Raw genomic sequence first — 18700 nt, forward strand, 5'->3', positions numbered from 1 at the left:
GCCGGAAGCCGACGGTGCCGTCGACGATCTTGCGGATGACGGTTGTCTTCGGGTCCTTTCCGCCGACCCCGTCGACGCCGAGGGCGCCGGCCAGCGCCCGAAGCTGCGGCACCGACACCCGGCCGAGGGCGGCCAGGTGCTCGGCGGCCTCCTCCCGGCTCGCCGCGCCGAGCAGCNCCGCCCGCAGCGCCTCGACGTCCACCGAGACCGGCGCCTCGGTCTTCGGGCCGGTCCTCGTCTTCGGGCCGGTCCTGGCTGTTGGGCCGGTCTTCGCCTTCGCCGGGGGGACGGACAACGGTGCGGCGGACAACGGTGCGGCGGTGCGCCGCGCAGCGGTGTCGCGGAGCGCCGCGGGAGAGGACACGGCCGGGTCGGCGGCGGGATCCGCCGCCCGGGGGCCGGGCGCGGCCACGATGGTCAGCCGCGCCCGGCCGGCCAGCAGCGCGCCGACCTGGTGGTCGTCGAGTCCGGCCACCAGGTCGGCGAGCTGGCGCAGGAGCAGCGTGCTCAGCCGGGCGGCTTCCGGGATCCCGACGGACCCGAGGGCGTTCAGGGCTTCGGGGGCTGCTCCGGCTGCTCCGGCTGATCCGGGGGCGTTGCGGATGTTGGTCACGGCGCAGGCGTCCTGATTCGCTTGAGGAACTCCTCGACGAGGCGGTGCAGCTCCCAGGCGAGAGCGGGGGTGACCTGGTCGGAGAGGATGACGGGAAGCTGGGTGCGCGCCNCCCCGGCGAAGTGGTGGTTGCTCTCGCGGACCATCGCCTCGAAGACCGGCAGCCCGAGCTGCCGGGTCTGCGCGATGTAGGGGCGCAGGGCCGCGATCGGCTTGCCCGAGTAGTACTGCACCATCGTGAAGACGACCCCGAGGATGATCGGCTCCAGCTTCTTCACCGCCGGATGCAGGTCCGACTGCAGGTCGACGATCCGGTTGAACTCCCAGATGAACCGGCGCAGCCGGGACTGCAGGTGTTCGATGCCCAGGGTCGACAGCTCGTCCGGGCGTGCGGGGATCAGCAGCTGGTCGCTGGCCGCGACCGCCGCGCGGGTGATGACACCGAAGTTCGGCGGGCAGTCCAGCAGGACCAGGTCGTAGGCGGTTGAGGGCAGAGTCGCCAGCCCGGCGGCGAGGCGCAGGTAGACGTCGAAGTAGTGGCGGGTCGAGCGATGCGCCTGCGCGCCCCCGAGGCGCGCGGCGAGGTTCATCTCGACGTCGCCGAGGGAGAGATGAGAGGCGATCAGGTCGAGCGCCCCGCTGCCCTGCGCGATGCGGGAGTTCACCACCGCCGGCGACGTGATCAGTGGGGCGAACGGCGGTACCGGGCCGTCCATCCGCCACGCCTCGAACCACTGCTTGATCGTCCGGTTGTCGGCGAGGGCCGCCCGCCACTGCTCGGGTCGGTAGAACGAAAAGGTCAGGCTGGCCTGCGGATCCAGGTCGAGGAGCAGGACCCGCTTCCCCCAGGCGGCGATCTGGGCGCCGATGTTCGCGGTCAGCGTGGTCTTCCCGACACCGCCCTTGTAGTTCACGATCGAGATCACCCGCACGGCGATCCGCTCCCGTGCTCCGTCGTTGACCGGGCCATCCGTCTCCCCCGTCGCTCCGTCTCCGGCGTCGCTGCGGTGCCCCCCGTTCCCGCGCCCTGCGTGACCCGTGNCGGCGGGGTGCCGAACAGCACACCACGGGACACCCGGGCGGCAGGAGTGCGGATCCGTGCCGGGTGACCGCGATGCGTGCACCTTGGTCGGTAGTGGTGCGTTCCACCCCGTATTGGGGGCACGGTGGGTGATGTCGGCGCTACCCCGGTCGCGGGAGCCGCAGGTCTGCGACGCCGTCCTGCCGGCTTTTGCGTACCGGACGGTCACGTTNGGGTGGTTCGTCGCGGGAGCGATCGAGCGGCGGTTTATCGTCTCGGCGGACCATCTGCCATCGCTGTCGTGACCTCGGGGGACGATGCCATACATGAGTAGCTCCAGCGGGGCCGGACCCGGCACGGAACTCGGTCGGCGGCGTGCGCGGGGGCGCGCGCCCTTCACCGCCCGAGTGCCCGGGTCGGTCGTGGCCCGTGGGGTCCACCCGGGCCCGGACGCCGCCGGCGAGACCGGCGGCGGGCCCGGCGCCCTCCGGCCGGGTCCGCGCGACGCCCGCGGGCGCCGGCGTCCGGGCCTGCCAGCGTGGGGTCGGCCGTGGGTGCCGCGGGTCGCGGCGCTGCTCACCCTGGCCGTCGGGCTGGCCGACGTGGTGTCCGCGCTGACCCCCGAATGGCGGTCCCGCCTGGCGGACCTGCGGGTTCTGCTGCCGGCGGCTGCGTCCCGGCAGGCGGCGGCCTTCACCGTCGTCGTCGGCATGCTGCTGGTCCTGCTCGCCGCCGGGTTGCGTCGGCGCAAGCGGCGGGCGTGGCGGGCCGTCGTCGTCCTGCTCGGGTTGAGCGTCCTGCTGCACGTCGCCAAGGGGCTCGACTACGACGAGGCGTCGGCGTCGGCGGCCCTGTTCGGCGCGCTCGTGCTGGTGCGCGGGGAGTTTCGGGCCAAGGGCGACCCGACGACCCGCTGGCGGGCCCTTGGTGTCGGCCTGCTGCTCACCGCCGTCTCGATCGTGATCGGCTTCCTGCTGCTGCACCTGCGCGAGCACCGCATCGCCGGCCCGCACGCCTGGTCGGCCCAGCTAGAACAGATCGTGCTCGGGCTCGTCGGGGTCCCCGGCCCCCTGCACTTCACCTCCGACCGGTTCGCCGACCTCGCCGACCGGGTGCTGCTCACCCTGGGCGTGGTGACCATCGGCACCACCGGCTACCTGGCGCTGCGTCCACCCCAGCCGCGGCCGCGGCTGACCGAGGAGGACCGGGCGCGGGTGCGGGCGTTGCTCGCTCGGCACGGTGACGCCGACTCGCTCGGCTACTTCGTGNTGCGTTCCGACAAGTCGGTGATCTGGTCGCCGTCCGGCAAGGCGTGCGTGGCCTATCGGGTGGTCTCCGGCGTGATGCTCGCCAGCGGCGATCCGCTCGGGGACCGGGAGGCATGGCCGGGGGCGATCCGCGAGTTCCTGCGCGAGGCTGCCGACCACGCCTGGACCCCGGCGGTGATCGGCTGCTCGGAGGCCGGCGGCACGGCGTGGACCCGCGCCGGACTGACNGCGCTGGAGTTCGGCGACGAGGCTGTGGTCGACGCCGCCACGTTCACTCTGGACGGTCGGGCGATGCGCAACGTCCGCCAGGCCGTCGCGCGGGTGGAACGCGCCGGGTACACGGCCGTCGCCCGTCGGGTTCGCGATCTCGCGCCGCCCGACGTCGCGCGGCTGAAGGCCCAGGCGGCGGCATGGCGCGGCAGCGAGACCGAACGCGGCTTCTCGATGGCACTCGGCCGCCTGGGCGACGGCGAGGACGGCGACTGCGTCGTCGTCCTCGCCTACGAGAGCCCGGCGCGGGACGCCGGCACCGGGGCCGCGCCCGACGGATCGGCGTCCGCCGTAGGGATTCCGTCCGCCGCAGGGATTTCGTCCGACGCCGAGCCGCGGCTGCGCGCGCTGCTGCACTTCGTGCCGTGGGGGCGTGACGGGCTGTCCCTCGACGCCATGCGGCGCGACCGTGCGGCCGACAACGGCCTGAACGAGTTCCTCATCGTCAGCACCCTGCGCCAGGCGCCGCAGCTCGGCGTGGCGCGGGTGTCGTTGAACTTTGCGTTCTTCCGCTCTGNCCTCGAACGCGGCGAGCGCCTCGGCGCCGGGCCGGTGGTCCGCTCCTGGCGCGGCACGCTGATGTTCCTGTCGCGCTGGTTCCAGATCGACAGCCTCTACCGGTTCAACGCCAAGTTCCAGCCCACCTGGCAGCCCCGGTTCGTGTGCTATCCGTCGACCGCCGAACTGCCGCGGATCGCCCTGGCGATGCTCGAGGCCGAGGCGTTCCTCGTCTGGCCCCGCTGGCGCGACCACCTTCCTCGCCCCGGCGCGCTGCTCGCCGCCGCCCGCCGCCCCGGCCGCGAGCCCCACCTGCCCGAGGAGGAACCGACGCAGGCGTCGGGCGCCCCCTGACCCCGCCGGTGAGCGGACTCGGACACGGACTGCGGGCGGACTCGGACGGCGCTGCGGGGGTGTGGTGTGGGCTCCTTGGTCATCATTGGGAAGTGGTTCCTGTTGGCGTTCGCGGGCGCGACGCTGGCGGCCTGGGTGGGCTGCCTGCGGTTCGCGNGGCGCNGACGGCGGGCCGTCACGGCCGGGATGGCGGGGGTCGCCGTCGTGCTCACCCTCGCCACCGCCGCGGACCTCGTCAACGCCCACTACGGGTACCTGCCGCGGGTCGACGACGTGATCGGGGTCAGGTCCTGGCCGACCGCGTCGACCCACGACGCGGTCACCGCCACACCGGCGCGGACCCATCCGCACGGTTCGGTCGTCGACCTGCCGGTGCCCGGGGTCCGTAGCGGCTTCGGGGTCCAGCAGGCGCTGGTCTACCTGCCGCCGCAGTACTTCACCGAGCCGCACGCCCGCTTTCCGGTGGTCTACCTGCTGCACGGTTCGCCGGGGGTGCCGGTCGACTGGTACCGGGCGAACCGGGCCGCGCAGACCGGCGCCTGGCTCGCGGACGACCACCGGCCGGTGATCCTCGTCGCCCCGCGGCTGAGCCACGGCTGGCTCGACGACAGCGAATGCGTCGACCGGCCCGGCGAGCACATCGAGACCTACGTCGTCGACGACGTGATCCCGACGGTCGACGCCCGGCTGCGTGCCCTGCCCGACCGCGCCGACCGGGTCTTCGCCGGCATGTCCGCCGGCGGCTTCTGCGCGTTGAACCTCGGCCTGCGCCATCGTGACCTGGTCGGAACGATCGTCGACATGTCCGGCATGGACCGGCCCACCCACGACGGGGGCATGGTCGGGCTGTTCGGCCACCGTCTCGACCTCGCCCAGGTCGTCGAGGCGAACACCCCCGCCCGCTACGCCGCCACCCTGGCGCCGGACCCGCCGATGCGCATCTGGTTCGACTGCGGCCTCGGCGACCACGAGGCGCTGGGGGACACCCGGGCGATGGCGTCGATCCTGGGCGCGCGGCCGGGATTCACCGTCCGCCTGCGGCTTCGCCCCGGCGCGCACGATTTCGGCGTCTGGCGCCCGGCGCTGCGCGACGGCCTGGCCTGGGCGCTCGCGCCGGCGTCCGGCGTCCCCGTCGGGCTGCCGGCGGCGCGTGCGGCACTCCGCCCGGGCACCGGGGTCCCCGCGGCGGCCTGACCCGGCCCGCCGCGGGTGGATGTGGCGATGGGCACATCCACGCTGCCGCGACGGGTGGCAGGGAATGCCCCGGGAGGTCACGATGTCATGACGGTGACAGTGATCCTCGTGGGGCGGGGGTGTTCGGTGATGCTGCCGGGTGGGCGCCGCGACGCCGCGTACCTGACCACCGCCTCGCCGCGCGCCGCCGCCCTGCCGTCGCGCAAGGCGTCGTCGTCGCGCAAGGCGTCGTCGCGCGAGGGTTCGGCCGACCACCGGACTGCGGCGAGGGNGGCGCTGTCGTGGCTGCACGCTTCGCCGCGGCGCTTCCCGGTGACGACCGCCCTGCTCACCCTGCTCCTCGCGGCGAGGGTGCTGCGCGGAGTCGACCCGCATCGTGCCACCCGCTGGCAGTGGGCGACGAGCACGACGTTGCACCAGATGCTGCACCATCCTGTCGGAGTCCTCGTCGGCAGCATCCCCTGGGTGACCGACGGGCCGGTGGCGCCGTGGCTGGCGTTCGCCGCCCTGGCCGTCGGCGGGTTGGAGGCGACGGTCGGAAGCGTCGCGGCGCTCGCGGTCGCGTTCGGCGGCCACACCGCGGCGACGCTGATCTCCGAGGGGATCCTGGGGCTTCGGGTCGTCACCGGTGACCTGCCGTCCAGCGCGCTGCACGTGCTCGACGTCGGCCCGAGCTACGCCGCCGGTGCGGCGCTGGCCGCCCTGGTCGCGCTGCCCACCCCCCGCCGGCTGCGCACGGTCGCCGGCGCCACGCTCGTCGCCGTCGCCCCCGCGATGATGTACGGGGTGACCGACGGCGAGCTCGACGGGATCGGCCACACCGCCGCCCTCGCTCTCGGCGCACTCGCCGCCGTCATCCCCGCCCTGCGCCGCCGCGCCGCCCGCGCCGCAGCGGCACCGGCGCCCATGCACGCACCCGCACCCGCACCGGCACCCGCTCACGCGCTGTCCGCATCGCAGTCGGCGACCTCGCCCGGGTCCCCGTCGCCGCCCGGGTTCGCGTCGCCGGCGGGGTCCATGTCGCCGACCGAGCCCCCGTCACCGGCGGGACACCGGTTGCCGGTCGAGTCCCTGAGCTCGTCCCTGCCGTGGCAGCGCCCGAGGCGCTGGATGGCTCGTGCTCGCGCGGCGCACTGCTGGCGGCTGACGGCGTTTCCGAGGCCGGCGAACCGCCACTGAGCTGCGGCACATCCTCGCCAACGGCCGCCGCGACGGCGCTCAGACGGCGCGACAGCGACGTCAATGAGGATCTTCGTCTCATACCGGTGCAATGCGTCACGGCAGTCACCCGAATCCGTTCTCGGTTCGGCGTCGGTCTCNTCGGCTGCGATAACCCTGCGGAATGTCCGATGTCATCCGACCTGTCCGGCGGGGAATGCGGGCCCTGCTCGGCGAGGAACTCTGGCAGCTGCTCGTCCGCGCCGGCACACGTTGTCAGTTCCGGCCCCGGGCGCTCGCCGCCTGCGTGCTACCGACGCCGGGCGACGCCCGCCGGAACCTTCTCGCCCGCGATCTCGGACCCTTCCTGCACCGCTGGAACCCTGCCGAGGACTTCGACGGGCGGTTGCGAGCGATCTACCCGCCCGGTCCGTTCGACGACCGAGCCCAGGATCCGCCCGGCTGACGGCGACGGGGTGTTTGGGGGAATTCGTCACCTGCTCGGCGCACCTGCCATGTTCTGCCGCCGTCGGGCAGGAAGTGTGGAGCTTTTTCGCCCGGGTTATCCCTGGTGTTCGTGAAGGATCTCGACGTGTCCGTCACGGATCCGATCTGAAATCCTCATTCAGGTTGACGGCGGGATCCCACCCACGAACAATCGATTTGACATCAATGGTGATTCTCGCGAGGAACCTCGACGCTTGTCGGTTGGTTTGTCCGCGCACCAGGAAACGGGGTGGAGCATGGCAGGTGTCGGCGACGGTGTTTATCGCATCACNCTTGACGGGCGGCAGATCCTGACCGCCTTCGGTGGCGGTGATGCCGTTCTTCTGCCGGAGCGTACCGACCGGCAGGCATGGCACGTCCAGAAGACGGAGAAGGAGACCTGGGTGATCCGTCCGGCGGACTCGTCGCACTTTCTCGGCTTCGACGGCGAGCCGGAGACCTTCGAACGCGTTCGGGTGTCCGGCCAGCCGAGCGAATGGCGGATCATCGACGGCCCGCAGTCCGGAACCTTCACCATCGGCGCGCCGGACAGTGGGCTGACGCTGGGGCTGCNCCCGGCGCTCGTCTTCCCGCCGCTGATCGCGCTCTCGCCGTCCTTCGGCGAGGACAAGGGCTGGAGCTTCGAGAAAATCGACTAGCCACGACCGTCCCACCCGGGGCCCCTCGGGAGTTCTGACTGACTGACTGACTGACTGACCGGCCGACCGACCGACCGACCGACCGGACGTGCGGCCGGCTGCTGCGGACCGGCCGCCCGCGCCGTGGATGACCCGCCCTGGTCGTCCGCGGCGTAGTCGGCCAGAGTGTCTTGCGGCGCATTCACCGCCTTCGCCTGGTGGTTTTCCCTCCGCGAGCCCGGTGGAAATACCTCATCGCCCATGCGTGATCTCGTCGTGTGNCTCAACGGACGGCCTCGACCTCATCATCGATCTTCCCCGCAAGGACGGGAAGCGGCGGGATCGGGGGNCGGGCCAGTACGAGAGCGACGAGAAAACCCGGTCGTGGTCAATTCGCGTACTCGCGGAATCCGGGTGTGGCGCGCACGACCTGCCGGACCGTGCACGGGCATGATGGTGGCCGGCGCCACGGGCCGCGCACCTCACCTCCGAACCTCCTGTTTCACCGCGCATCCACCTGCCCGAGCGCGTCGCAGCACCCGCCACACCGGCACCATGCCGGTATCGGCCGCGAAAGGGGAGATCCCGCCGCGGCGTGGCATCATCTCGCCCGAAGCCGGCCGTGTCACGTCCGGCTGTTTGACGACCAGAAACGGGGTTGACCGTGGGAAAGATCGCTGACGGCGTGTACCGGATCCGCATCGACGGCCGGGAGAACCTGACTCTGAGCGCGCCCGACCGCAACAACATCTTCCTCCTGCCGGGCGAGGGCCCCGGGCAGGAATGGGAGATCCAGCAGACCGGAAACGGCAGCAACGGCAACAACACCTACACGATCCGGCAGACCTCCGCGCCGCTCTTCGTCGGCTTCGACGGCTCCCCGGACGTCTTCGAGCGGGTCCGCCCCCTCCCGGAGGCCCGTGAATGGCGGATCGTCGACGGCCCGCGGCCGGGCACGGTGACCATCGGCGTCGTCGAGAACGACCTCNCCCTCGGACTACACCCGGCACTGATCTTCCCGCCGCTGGTAGCCCTGTCGCCGAACTTCGAGGAGGACCGCGGCTGGTCCCTCCAGCCCGCCGGCTGACAGTCCGCCCTTGTTCCTGTACTGAGGACACCGGCGTGATCGCCGGCGGCTGCGAGGGACGGTGGGGCCGGGGGACGAAGTAGTGATCANGCAAGACTGTGCCGTGTCGCGGGATCCACCCTCGTCGGGCTGGCCAGCCGCGGCACGGCACTGTGGGCGGCTTGTCCTCCGCAAGTAGCCCTGGCCTTCCCATCCGATCTGCCTGGCAGTGGAAGGGCACGAGCGGCAATACTGGTGCGGTGAGTGCCGATGGCCCGTGATGAAGGGTTACTGGACGTCGGGGCGCCGGCAGGCCGGAGGGACTCCGGCCATTCACCATCGTCGGCGGCCGAGATCGAGAGGAAACTCGGCCTGCTGGACAGTTCGGCGGCGCGGGCTGGCGGTGAAGGAGGCCCTGGCTCGCCGGCGGCCCCGTCAGGTGACCGAGCACGGATCGACTCCAGGCTGGATGCACGTGAGCACCCGGCCCGGCAAAGAGATGTACGTGCCGGTTCACCGGAGCCGCCCTCCTCAAGGTCGGCGGGTGCCGCCTCCGCGATCGAGGAGAAACTTGCAAAACTCGATCAAGCGGTTGATCGGATGTTGCCGGTAGGTCCGACCTCCGATCGTGGGGGTGCTGCGGCGGCAGCCGCGGAAAGTCCAAGGGGACTGGGACTGGGACTGTCGGACGGTGCGAGTAGCCGGGACGCGAGAAGTCCTGGCGAGGCTCCCAGGCTCGAGGGCAGACTCGGGAAGATCTACGACGAGAGTCTGCCGACCCCCGCCGGCCGTGCCTTCTTCGAGGTGACCGACGAGCGGCTGCGCCAATCGGCGCTCACCACAAGGCCACGGCCGGATTTCTATACGGCAGATCTACACGGCAATTCGGCCGGATTCCGGGTGGGCGAGGAGAAGCTCGGTGCAGCGGATCTCGCCGATCTCATCCGGGTCGACGAAACCTGGCAGAGCCGCTCCGTGCGGCTGCTGTCGTGCTCCACGGGAGCGGGAAGAATGCCGATCGCCCAGGGTCTGGCCAACGAGCTGGGCGTGCGGGTCGAGGCACCGACGGGCCCGGTCTGGGTCAACCATCGCGGGGTGCCTGTGGTCGACAGTGTCGAGACACGAAGCTGGTATGGTGCGAAGNCCACCGAAGAGGGNAGCTGGCGCAGCTTCGATCCGGATCGGCCAGGGAAGTGACCATGTCTGAAGTCCGTGGACGGAGTCCGCGCGTAGCCCGGCTGTATGACTCCTATGTAGACGGCGCTGTTGATTTTTCGCAACGCGCGCTTGTGTCCGACCAGGCGGAGAAGGAAGGCATTCTCCATTTCCTGCGGAGTGCTCGGTTTCTACTGCGTACTACCGCTCTCGCCACGGATCCGCTCGATCTCTCGAAAGGGGAGGTCATGCCGATGAGCTATCGTTCCGATGGTTCGTGGGTCTGGTCGGACGGGATCGCCTACTACCTTGACGCGTACGGGATCGCGCCTGAGCCGGAATTTGTCGACTACATCCGCGGTCAGAGTTACGAACCGCACGATGCAACGGACGACGAGCTGGACGCGGCGTACGAGGTCCTGGATGCGCTTCGCCGTTCGTGACGGCGTCTATCCACAGGGCGGTCCGAGTCGGGTCGATTGCTCGGAGTGCCGATACTCCCAAGCTGACATCAGAGGGGCGTTCCAGATCAACGCCGTGAGCGTAACGACCCCGCTGTGACCATTCCGACGCTGACGACGTCGCGGCTGATTCTGCGGCCGATCGAGAACGGTGACGTCGACGGGTTCACCCGGATCTGGTCCGACCCCGAGTTCGCTCGCCACGTCGGCGGGCCGGTCACGTCGCCGGATGCGGTGTGGCACCAGATGGCCGGCTGCCTCGGGTGCTGGCTGCTCACCGGGGTCGGGCCCTGGTCGGTGGTGGAGCGGGCGAGCGGGACCCTCGTCGGGCGGGCGGGCTTGTGGGACGAGCCGGGCTGGCCGGGCGTGGAGGCGCTCTGGTACATCGGTCGGCCCTGGTGGGGACGTGGATACGCGGTGGAGGCGGCTGCCGCGGCGATCACCTGGGTGCTNCGGCTACGGCCCGAACTCGAGCGGGTGTGCGCGGCCATCGTCCCGGCGAACCTCCGTTCGGTCCGGGTCGCGCAGCGCCTCGGGATGCGCCGGACGGGTGCCGAGTACCTGCACGAGGAGACGCACACCATCTACGCCGTCAGCCGCGAGGACTGGTCGGGCCGGCCGGACGCCGGCTCGTGACCCCGCCGGCCGGTACGGTCACATCGACACTCCGGGGATGGCCNCACGGCGGTGCTCTGTGCACGTTGTGCTCGACGGTCGGGATACCGGCTGGGACACCGGTCCGCCGGAGAACCTCTTCCCCCTGACGCGACCCGGGCCGGCGGGGAGGCGGTCGGGGAGGGGAGGCGCGGCGTGGCGGACGGTGGCGCTGACGGGAGCGTCGGGACGGGCCCGGCGGTGCAGATCGCGCAGTGGATGGTCGGCCGGCGGGCGCGGGCAGGGCAGGCGCGGGTGCTCGCCGTCGACGGGCGCTCCGGCGCGGGTAAGACGACGCTCGCGCGGGCCGTCGCCGAGCGCCTTGACGCGCCCGTGCTGCGCATGGACGACCTGTACGACGGCTGGGACGGGCTCGACGCCGGCATCGACCAGCTCGTCGCGCGGATCCTGCGCCCGCTTGCCCGCGGGGAGCGGGCATGCTGGCACCGCTACGACTGGCACGAGGGACGATACGGCCCCCGACAGACGCTGGACCCGGCGACCGCGATTCTCGTCGTCGAGGGCGTCGGTGCCGGTGCGCGGGCTGCATCCCCCCTGCTCAGCGGGCTGGTGTGCGTCGCGGCGCCGGGGCCGGTGCGGCGGCGGCGCGCGCTTGCCCGGGACGGGCACACCTTCGCCCCGCACTGGGATCGCTGGGCGCGCCACGAGGACCGGTATTTCGCCGCCGAGGACGTCGCCGGGCGGGCCGACCTCCTCGTGAACGGCGCGCCCGTCGCAGACGGGTCGGCTACCAGGCGGGGGGCCAGCGGCGGGTGACCAGATCCGGTCCAGAACCGGCGGATCGCCAGAACACCGGGGTCGGAGCGGGCGTGGGCGTCGCGGCGGCTCGTGGCACGTGGTGGCGCCGGCGGGAACGGGCGGGCGGGCGGCACGTCGCGGCCCGCACGTGCCTTCGCCGTACAGTCAGGCGGTGACGATGCCGGAGAGCCCAGCGGTCAACGGTCCCGCCTCGCCGCCGCCCCTGCCGGCGGGGGCCTCGTCCGCGGGGAGGTCTCCGACCGACCCGGCCTCCCGCCTCGCTGCGGACCCGGCAACACAGGGGGCCGCCCGGAGCCTGACGGNGGCCGGGCCGTACCGCCCGGGTGAGGTGGTCGTGCACCGGTCGTTCACCACGAAGCGGCTGGTGTTCGTCCGTACCGGCCACGTTGTCGGCCACGACGAGCGCGGCCTGCGGCTGTGGATCCCGCACGGCTGCCCGATGGCAGTCGAACTCAGCGCGGACGGCCGCGGGCTGCGGGACATGCCCTTCGCCGAGTGGATCCGCCAGCCGACGGTGATGACGACGACCGTCTGGCGCGGGCCGAACATCTTCATGCTGGTCCCGCCGCAGGGAGCCAATTCGGTGTGGTGGTTCTGGGACTGGCAGGGCAGGTTCGTCCGCTGGTACATCAACCTGGAGGAGCCCGCCGTCGCCTGGCGCCACGACGGTCTCGTCGGCGTCGACACCACCGATCATGACCTCGACCTGTGGGTGACGCCGGAGCGGACCTGGGAGTGGAAGGACGAACACGAGCTGGAGGAGCGTCTTGCCTTCCCCGAGCACTACTGGGTGCCCGACCCGGACGCGGTGCGGTCCGAGGGGGAGCGGCTGCTGCGGCTGGTGGAGGCCGGCNCGTTCCCCTTCGACGGCACCTGGACCGACTTCCGCCCGGACCCGTCCTGGCAGACTCCCGACGCGCTGCCCGCCGGCTGGGACCGCCCCCGCGCCTGATACCGGCCAGTCCCCGGGGGCCGGTCGCGGGACCCGGGCGGAGGGACCCGGCGCGGTTCACAGGGCTGCGGGAGAGGCGGAATAGGACCAGCCGGACCAGCGAGTCACGGCCACGAGGATGGCCGGACCGGTCGGCGGCACCTGCCGGTACTGACGGTAGCGCACGGACAGGGCCGCGACGGCCGCGGCGTGCCGCGGATTCCCGACCTCGAGGATGCGGGCCAGCCCGTCGGCCCGGGCCCACCACAGCCGCGCCCAGTCGTCGTCGTAATGGNCGACCAGCAGGCTGACCAGCGGGTTGTCGTGGATGTTGCGCAGGCGTCGCAGCCCGGTCGAGGTGCTCTTCGGTTTGTGATCGACAATGGTCACGATCGTCACGGGCGGGTCCGCGCCGCCGCCGGCGCCCCCCACCTCGCGGGGCTCGCCGGCCGCCTCGACAGGCGTTCCCCCCGCCTCGACAGGCGCGTCCCCCGCCTCGACAGGCGCGTCCCCCGCCTCGACGGCGAAGGTCACGGGCACCACGAGTGGCTGACCGTCCGCGCCGGCGGTCGCCAGCCGCGCCACCCGGGCCCCCGCGAACCGTCTCCGGGCCTCAAGGGCACTGAGCCGCATTCCATCATTCTCCCCGCAGCTTCCCTGACTGGACAATCTGTCGAACACATGTTCCCATAAGGCATGCGTTGGGACAACCTCCGGCTCGCCGCCACCGAGCAGCCCGTCGCGGCCGGCGCGAGTGCGCCGTCACTGCTCGCCCGGGGCGCCGTCACCCGCACCTTCGACACCCCCGGGTTCGCCGGTCTGACGTTCTACGAGATCCACGCCCGGTCCGTGCTGAANCGGGTTCCGCCGGCGTCACGGATGGCGTTCCGCTGGACGGTGAACCCCTACCGTGGCTGCTCCCACGCCTGCCGGTACTGCTTCGCCCGGGGCACCCACGCCTACCTCGATCTCGACACCGGGCGCGACTTCGACACCCAGATCGTCGTGAAGGTCAACGTCGCCGAGCGGCTGCGGGCGGAGCTCGNCGCACCCCGGTGGCGCGGTGAGCACGTCGCGATGGGTACCAACGTCGATCCCTACCAGCGGGCGGAGGGGCGCTACCGGCTCATGCCGGGTGTCCTCGCCGCCCTACGCGACGCACGCAACCCCTTCTCGGTGCTCACGAAGGGCTCGCTCATCGTGCGTGATCTCGACCTGCTCGCCTCCGCCGCGGAGGTGACGCAGGTCGGTGTCGCCCTGTCCGTCGGCTTCGTCGACGACGAGCTGTGGCGGCTCGTCGAGCCCGGGACCCCGCATCCCCGGCGGCGGCTGGAGGCGTGCGCGGCGCTGGGCGAGCGCGGGATCCCCACCGGGGTCCTCATGGCGCCGATTCTGCCGTATCTCACCGACTCCCCTGCGGCGCTCTCCCGGGCGGTGGAGCAGATCGCGCAGGCCGGGGCGTCGTCGGTCACGCCGCTGGTGCTGCATCTGCGGCCCGGGGCGCGGGAGTGGTACCTGGCCTGGCTTGCCGAGCACCATCCCGCGCTGGTCGGCCCGTACCGCCGGCTCTACGGGTCCGGGGCGTACGCGCCGCGCGCCTACCGGGACCGGATCGCGACGCAGGTGCGGGAGCTCGCCGAGCGGGCCCGCATCGGAGCCGGGATGCCGCGTCCGGTCCGGCGCCTGGCGGGGTCCGCGGCGCGGTCCGGCGGGGCGGCCGAGCCGTCAACGCCAGCCACGTCTGCCGGGCCGGGCTGCCGTGACGAGCAGCTCGCCCTGCCCGGGTTCGGAGGGTGATCATGTGCGGCCTGGCTGCCCTCGTCGCCGCCCTGCGCGGGCGGGCGGCGGACGCGCGCCGGTTATGCGCGAGACTGGCCAGGTGTCTGCAACTCTCGTCGCCTCCGGCCTCACCGTCACCCGCGGTGGGGCGACCGTTCTCGACGGCGTCTCGCTCACCGTCGCACCTGGTGACCGGCTCGGGGTGGTGGGGCCGAACGGCGTCGGCAAGTCGACGTTGCTGCGTGCCCTCGCCGGCCTGGTCGCCCTCGACGAGGGACGGGTCGATCTCGCGCCGCCGACCGCGGGCGTCGGCCTGCTGCCCCAGGAACCCGACCGGCTGCCCGGCGAGACCCTGCGGGCGTTCCTCGCCCGCCGCACCGGGGTCGGCGCCGCGCAGCGGGAACTCGACGCCGCCGGGGAGGCGCTGTCGGCGGGCGCCCCCGGCGCCGACGACCGGTACAGCATCGCGTTGGAGCGTTGGCTCGCCCTCGGCGCCGCCGACCTCGACGTCCGCGCCGAGGAGGTCTGCGCCGAGCTGGGCCTGCCCGCCGACGCCCTCGACAGCCCGACGACCGCCCTGTCCGGCGGGCAGGCCGCCCGCGGCTCGCTTGCCAGCGTCCTGCTGTCCCGGTTCGACATCACCTTGCTCGACGAGCCCACCAACGATCTTGATTTCGACGGGCTGGACCGGCTCGAACGCTTCGTCCGCGGCGTGTCCGGTGCGCTCGTCGTCGTCAGCCACGACCGCGAGTTCCTGGACCGCACCATCGACAGCGTCGCCGAGATCGACCCGCACAAGCACGGCCTCGCCCTGTTCGCCGGCGGGTGGGCGGCCTACCTGCAGGCCCGCGAGGTCTCCCGGCGGCAGGCCCGCGAGCGTTACGAGGACTACGCCGACCAGCGTGACGGTCTTACCGCGCAGGCGCAGCGCCAGCGGGAGCAGTCCGTGCGAGGCTCTGTGCGGGCCAAGCGGCGGATGTCCGACAACGACCGGGCCGCCCGGGGCGCGCGCATCGAGGCGGCGACGAAGAGCGCCGCGCGGGTCCGGTCGATCGAGTCCCGCCTCGACCGGTTGGAGGAGGTCGAGGAGCCGCGCAAGGAGTGGCAGCTACGCATGTCGATCGCGGCCGCTCCCCGCTCCGGCGACGTCGTGGCGACCCTCACCGGCGCGGTCGTGCACCGGCCCACCTTCACCGTCGGCCCGATCGACCTCACCGTCGCCTGGGCCGACAGGATCGTCATCACCGGGCCGAACGGCGCCGGCAAGACGACCCTGCTCTCGGCCCTGCTCGGCAGGCTCCCGCTCGACGCGGGCAACCAGTCCCTCGGCGCCGGCGTGCGACTCGGTGAGATCGATCAGGCCAGGGGCCTGTTCCGCGGCGAGACCACCGCCCTCGCCGTCGCCGAACGGGCGACGACCTGGCCCGCGGCCGAGGTCCGCACCCTGTTCGCCAAGTTCGGCCTCGGGCCGGACCAGGTGACCCGCCCCGCCGACTCGCTGTCGCCGGGGGAGCGGACCCGGGCCGGTCTCGCGCTGCTGCAGGCCGTCGGAGTGAACTGCCTGGTCCTCGACGAGCCCACCAACCACCTCGACCTGCCCGCCATCGAACAGCTCGAACAGGCGCTCGCCGGCTACACCGGCACGCTGCTGCTCGTCACCCACGACCGCCGCATGCTCGACACCGTCGCGGTCACCCGCCGTCTGCATGTCGACGGCGGTCTGGTCACCGAGAAGCCGCTGTGACCCGGTAGGCGTGGGACGACGACGCGCCGCGGCGACGTGGCCCCTGAGCAGTCGGGATGCCGACATCGGCACGGGCCTGGCCCGTCGCCGGCCGAGGATGCCAGAGTGACCCCATGACGCAAACCATCCCGCCCGGCTGGTACGCCGATCCGAGCGGGCAGCACGGATCCCGATGGTGGGACGGAAGCCAGTGGACCGAGCACACCCAGCCGCCCCCCGGCCAGGGCGGGGGGTACGGCCAGGGCGGGCAGATCGGCCAGTACGGGCAGGACCAGGCCGCGGCCGTGCCGGGGCAGGCGTGGGGCGCGCCACTGGGAGTGCAGCCGGGCGCGGTGTACACGAAGCACAGCGCCGAGCAGGTGCAGCGGCAGGTCCAGGAGCAGGCCGGGGTGCAACCGGCGGGCCCGGGNGGGGGGACGCTGTTCAGCGAGCCCGTGCTCGTGGTCAACCAGAAGTCCAAGATCATTGAAGTGACCAACGAGTACGCCGTCTTCGACCAGGGCGGCAAACAGATCGGCTCGGTCGTCGAGGTCGGCCAGAGCGCGCTGAAGAAGGCTGCCCGGGTGCTCACCTCGTGGGACCAGTTCTTCTCCCACCGCCTGGAGGTCCGCGACGCCGCCGGTACCGTCCAGCTGCTCCTGCACCGCCCGGCGAAGGTGTTCAAGTCCAAGGTGATCGTCTCGTTGCCGGACGGGTCCGAGCTCGGCNTCATCGCGCAGCAGAACGTCTTCGGCAAGATCCGGTTCGACCTGCAGGCGGGCNGCACGACGATCGGCGCGATCAAGGCCGAGAACTGGCGGGCGTGGAACTTCTCGATCGTCGACCAGAACGACGTCGAGGTCGCCCGGGTCACCAAGACCTGGGAGGGCCTCGCGCGGGCGATGTTCACCACGNCCGACAACTACGTCGTCCAGCTTCACCGGCCGCTGCCGCAGCCGCTGCACAGCATGGTCGTCGCCGCCGCCCTCACCATCGACACGGCGCTCAAGCAGGATTCCCGCGGCCTCGGCTGAACCGTCCGGGCGGCACTCACCGTGACCACCTCCGGTTCCCTCTCCTGCACCGTCGGCGGCCCTGCCGTCCGGGTGGGCACGGGTGGGTCGAAGCGGCACGTTCCGCACGCGGAACGATCGCCTCGGTGGGACAATGGCGTCGTGAATGCGCTCGGGACGGGCAGGCAGGGCCCGCCGTCGATGACCTCCGACGTCCAGCGGGTCCTCGTCGTCGGTAGCGGCGGCGCCGGCAAGAGCACCCTCGCCCGCGAGCTCGCGCGCCAGGCGGGCCTGCCGGCGGTGCACCTCGACCGGCACTTCTGGCGGCCCGGCTGGGTGGCGACGCCGGTGGACGAGTGGCGCGCGATCGTCGCCAGCCTCGTCGCGAAGCCCGCGTGGGTGATGGACGGCAACTACAGCGGCACGCTGGACCTGCGCATCCCCGCCGCCGAGCTCATCGTCTTCCTCGACCTGCCGCGGCGAATCACGATCACCCGGGTACTGCGCCGGTGGGCCCGGTGGCGTGGGCGCAACCGTCCCGACGCCGCCCCCGGGTGCCCGGAGAAGCTGGACCTGGCGTTCCTGCGCTGGCTGTGGAACTACCCGCGCGACAGCCGGGTCCGCCTGCTGCGGGCCCTCGACACGCACGGTGCCGCGGCCCGGGTGGTGCGGTTGTGCACCGCCCGGGAGGTGCGGCTGTGGCTCGGGGCGGTGGCCGCCCCGAGCCTGCCGATGGTGCGGTCACTGTCCGCGGGCCCGCTCGGCACCTGATCCGCCTTCCGCCGTCCGGCCGCCGCCGTCCGCGAGTCGCAGGATCATCGCGTGGAAACTACGGCCGCCGGGCCGAGGCCGGTCGGGGTCGGGCAGCCGGCGCAGCGCGGCCACGGCCGGCTCGACGATCGTCGCCCACTGCCGATCCGAGAGGTCCCACNGGGTCGACCACACCCGGCTCTCGATCTGCGCGCGGGCCTCGGCCGGGGTGAGCGTCTCGCGCTCCTCCCGGGCGAAGGAGAACTCCTCGACCAGCCGCAGCCCGCTGCGCTGCGCGGCCGGCAGCAGGAGCTCCGGCCGGTCTCGGCGGGGTCGTTCGGCTCGCAGCGCCTCGTCGAGGTCTCGCAGCACGGCGGTCACGTCGCTGTGCCTCTCGTGCTGCCCCGCGCCGACGACCGCGAGCCGACCACCGGGCCGCAGCACCCGGGCGACCTCGGCGAGGACCCGATCGGGATCCCCGACGAGATGCAGGACGTGCACGGCGAGGCAGGCATCCACGGTGGCGGTGCGCAACGGCAGGGCCGCCGCGTCGGCGCGGACGATCCGCCCGGGCAGCCGCCCACGGGCCTGCGCGAGCATGCGGGCCGACAGGTCGACGCCGACCACCGACCGGCCCCGCGCGGCGAAGGCGTGCGAGATCAGTCCCGTGCCCACACCGATCTCCAGCAACCGCCGCCCGGGCAGGTGCGCGGCGACCGCCTCGGCAACGAGCCGGCCCCGCTCCTCACCGCCCCGGGTGGCGTCGTATCGGTCGGCGATGCGATCGAAGCTCACGGATTCCGCCACCCGTCGAGGCTAGGCCTCTCGACGGGTGGCCGGCGATGCCCGCAGGTCACGCCGGGCCGCGATGGCGTAGCGTGCTCGGTC

Annotated in this window: 8 protein-coding genes and 19 pseudogenes; 22 read left to right on the forward strand and 5 right to left on the reverse strand. The window is 72.6% G+C overall.

Annotated features, from left to right (window positions below; genetic code table 11):
• Positions 1 to 609: 609 nt before the first annotated feature.
• Positions 610 to 724 (reverse strand): annotated as a pseudogene (locus UK94_RS64340) (ParA family protein); the annotation flags it as partial.
• Position 725: 1 nt separating this feature from the next.
• Positions 726 to 1545, reverse strand: a pseudogene (locus UK94_RS24575) (ParA family protein); the annotation flags it as partial.
• A 643-nt stretch (positions 1546 to 2188) separates the two neighbouring features.
• On the opposite strand from UK94_RS24575, the pseudogene UK94_RS64345 reads away from it, so the two are divergent.
• From UK94_RS64345 to UK94_RS64375, 12 genes and pseudogenes are all read left to right on the forward strand, one after another.
• Positions 2189 to 2902 (forward strand): annotated as a pseudogene (locus UK94_RS64345) (hypothetical protein); the annotation flags it as partial.
• A 1-nt stretch (position 2903) separates the two neighbouring features.
• Positions 2904 to 3129: pseudogene (locus UK94_RS64350) on the forward strand (phosphatidylglycerol lysyltransferase domain-containing protein); the annotation flags it as partial.
• A gap of 1 nt (position 3130) precedes the next feature.
• Positions 3131 to 3689, forward strand: a pseudogene (locus tag UK94_RS64355) (phosphatidylglycerol lysyltransferase domain-containing protein); the annotation flags it as partial.
• Position 3690: 1 nt separating this feature from the next.
• A pseudogene (locus tag UK94_RS64360) lies at positions 3691 to 4024 on the forward strand (phosphatidylglycerol lysyltransferase domain-containing protein); the annotation flags it as partial.
• Positions 4025 to 4187: 163 nt separating this feature from the next.
• Positions 4188 to 5218: pseudogene (locus UK94_RS24585) on the forward strand (alpha/beta hydrolase-fold protein); the annotation flags it as partial.
• A gap of 1342 nt (positions 5219 to 6560) precedes the next feature.
• Positions 6561 to 6842 (forward strand): hypothetical protein, encoded by a 282-nt coding sequence (locus UK94_RS24595; RefSeq protein WP_157734419.1) that lies wholly within the window; start codon positions 6561 to 6563, stop codon positions 6840 to 6842.
• 1322 nt (positions 6843 to 8164) lie between these two features.
• Positions 8165 to 8488: hypothetical protein (locus UK94_RS24605; RefSeq protein ID WP_235489652.1), on the forward strand; the 324-nt coding region annotated here is incomplete at its 3' end.
• Between the two features lie 882 nt (positions 8489 to 9370).
• A pseudogene (locus tag UK94_RS64365) lies at positions 9371 to 9709 on the forward strand (hypothetical protein); the annotation flags it as partial.
• A gap of 569 nt (positions 9710 to 10278) precedes the next feature.
• Positions 10279 to 10634: GNAT family N-acetyltransferase (locus UK94_RS24620; protein ID WP_235489654.1), on the forward strand; the 356-nt coding region annotated here is incomplete at its 3' end.
• Position 10635: 1 nt separating this feature from the next.
• Positions 10636 to 10818: pseudogene (locus UK94_RS64370) on the forward strand (N-acetyltransferase); the annotation flags it as partial.
• A gap of 174 nt (positions 10819 to 10992) precedes the next feature.
• On the forward strand, positions 10993 to 11613 hold the full coding sequence (locus tag UK94_RS24625) for a dephospho-CoA kinase (RefSeq protein ID WP_157734420.1): 621 nt from the start codon (positions 10993 to 10995) through the stop codon (positions 11611 to 11613).
• Positions 11614 to 12169: 556 nt separating this feature from the next.
• On the forward strand, positions 12170 to 12469 hold a 300-nt coding region (locus UK94_RS64375; RefSeq protein ID WP_235489687.1), incomplete at its 3' end, for a DUF402 domain-containing protein.
• Positions 12470 to 12625: 156 nt separating this feature from the next.
• Here UK94_RS64375 and UK94_RS64380 read toward each other — a convergent pair.
• A pseudogene (locus tag UK94_RS64380) lies at positions 12626 to 12842 on the reverse strand (TIGR03668 family PPOX class F420-dependent oxidoreductase); the annotation flags it as partial.
• 1 nt (position 12843) lies between these two features.
• A pseudogene (locus tag UK94_RS64385) lies at positions 12844 to 13180 on the reverse strand (pyridoxamine 5'-phosphate oxidase family protein); the annotation flags it as partial.
• Between the two features lie 63 nt (positions 13181 to 13243).
• On the opposite strand from UK94_RS64385, the pseudogene UK94_RS64390 reads away from it, so the two are divergent.
• The 10 genes and pseudogenes from UK94_RS64390 to UK94_RS24655 all read left to right on the forward strand — a co-directional run.
• Positions 13244 to 13404: pseudogene (locus tag UK94_RS64390) on the forward strand (radical SAM protein); the annotation flags it as partial.
• 1 nt (position 13405) lies between these two features.
• Positions 13406 to 13592 (forward strand): annotated as a pseudogene (locus tag UK94_RS64395) (radical SAM protein); the annotation flags it as partial.
• A gap of 1 nt (position 13593) precedes the next feature.
• Positions 13594 to 14344 (forward strand): annotated as a pseudogene (locus UK94_RS24640) (radical SAM protein); the annotation flags it as partial.
• Positions 14345 to 14426: 82 nt separating this feature from the next.
• Entirely contained in the window at positions 14427 to 16070 is a 1644-nt protein-coding gene (locus tag UK94_RS24645; RefSeq protein ID WP_055751748.1) for an ABC-F family ATP-binding cassette domain-containing protein, read from the forward strand.
• A 113-nt stretch (positions 16071 to 16183) separates the two neighbouring features.
• Positions 16184 to 16479 (forward strand): DUF2510 domain-containing protein (locus UK94_RS64400; protein WP_235489656.1); only part of this gene is annotated, 296 nt, incomplete at its 3' end.
• Between the two features lies 1 nt (position 16480).
• Positions 16481 to 16777: pseudogene (locus tag UK94_RS64405) on the forward strand (Scramblase); the annotation flags it as partial.
• A 1-nt stretch (position 16778) separates the two neighbouring features.
• Positions 16779 to 16831: pseudogene (locus tag UK94_RS64410) on the forward strand (hypothetical protein); the annotation flags it as partial.
• Between the two features lies 1 nt (position 16832).
• Positions 16833 to 16963 (forward strand): annotated as a pseudogene (locus UK94_RS64415) (Scramblase); the annotation flags it as partial.
• 1 nt (position 16964) lies between these two features.
• Positions 16965 to 17083, forward strand: a pseudogene (locus tag UK94_RS64420) (Scramblase); the annotation flags it as partial.
• 180 nt (positions 17084 to 17263) lie between these two features.
• Entirely contained in the window at positions 17264 to 17833 is a 570-nt protein-coding gene (locus UK94_RS24655; protein ID WP_063822720.1) for an adenylate kinase, read from the forward strand.
• 161 nt (positions 17834 to 17994) lie between these two features.
• Here the strand turns inward: UK94_RS24655 and UK94_RS24660 are convergent.
• A pseudogene (locus UK94_RS24660) lies at positions 17995 to 18619 on the reverse strand (class I SAM-dependent methyltransferase); the annotation flags it as partial.
• Positions 18620 to 18700 lie beyond the last annotated feature (81 nt).

Source organism: Frankia sp. AvcI1, from assembly GCF_001420875.1.
GTDB classification, from domain to species: domain Bacteria; phylum Actinomycetota; class Actinomycetes; order Frankiales; family Frankiaceae; genus Frankia; species Frankia alni.

Coding starts and splice junctions, on each gene's coding strand:
- UK94_RS24595 (WP_157734419.1), top strand. CDS start 6,561: ATGTCCGATGTCATCCGACCTGTCCGGCGGGGAATGCGGGCCCTGCTC.
- UK94_RS24655 (WP_063822720.1), top strand. CDS start 17,264: ATGACCTCCGACGTCCAGCGGGTCCTCGTCGTCGGTAGCGGCGGCGCC.